The sequence below is a fragment of the Granulicatella sp. WM01 genome (assembly GCF_004570605.1).
Taxonomy (GTDB): Bacteria; Bacillota; Bacilli; order Lactobacillales; family Aerococcaceae; genus WM01.
Genome location: NZ_SPPB01000161.1, coordinates 1 through 281, shown reverse-complemented (window position 1 = coordinate 281; position 281 = coordinate 1). Strand labels below are relative to the sequence as shown.

Genomic DNA, 281 nt, shown 5'->3' with positions numbered 1-281 from the left:
TACAAGTGAATCACTAAGTACATCATTAAGTACATCAATAAGCGCAAGTGAATCATTAAGTACCTCACTAAGTGCGAGCGAATCACTAAGTACCTCACTAAGTGCAAGTGAATCATTAAGTACATCACTAAGTGCAAGTGAGTCATTAAGCACATCACTAAGTGCGAGTGAGTCATTAAGCACATCACTAAGTGCTAGTCAATCACTAAGTACATCGTTAAGTGCAAGCCAATCATTAAGTACATCACTAAGCGCAAGTGAGTCATTAAGCACATCACTAA

1 protein-coding gene is annotated in these 281 nt (G+C 38.1%); it reads left to right on the top strand.

The window, feature by feature from the left end; genetic code table 11:
* Positions 1 to 281 (top strand): hypothetical protein (locus E4T68_RS09085; protein WP_194185120.1); only part of this gene is annotated, 281 nt, incomplete at both ends.